This window comes from Virgibacillus sp. 7505 (assembly GCF_002272135.1).
Taxonomy (GTDB): Bacteria; Bacillota; Bacilli; order Bacillales; family Amphibacillaceae; genus Terribacillus.
Map to the genome: position 1 here is coordinate 1 of NZ_NPBF01000205.1, position 264 is coordinate 264.

At 39.0% G+C, this 264-nt stretch carries 1 protein-coding gene; it reads right to left on the bottom strand.

Annotation, left to right across the window (positions count from 1 at the left end; translation table 11 throughout):
* The coding region (locus CHH91_RS18615) for a family 43 glycosylhydrolase (RefSeq protein WP_141234225.1) at positions 1-264 on the bottom strand (264 nt) is incomplete at both ends.

Below are 264 nucleotides of genomic sequence, written 5' to 3' on the forward strand. Positions count from 1 at the left end.
AATACAAGATCTGCATGACCGGTTGCTTGAATGGGTAACTTCGTACTCCTGTTAGATAATATTGGGTTATCTGGATTGCTTTCAAATGGACCATAGGGACTTTCACTTCTAGCAATCGTTACCATATGGCCATACTCTGTGCCACCTTCGGCAATTAATAAGTAATATAAACCGTTGATTTTATATAGGTGTGGACCTTCTGGTGAACTTCCACCTGTTCCTTCCCATATATACCTGATTTCACTTTTCAGTTTTCCAGAATTA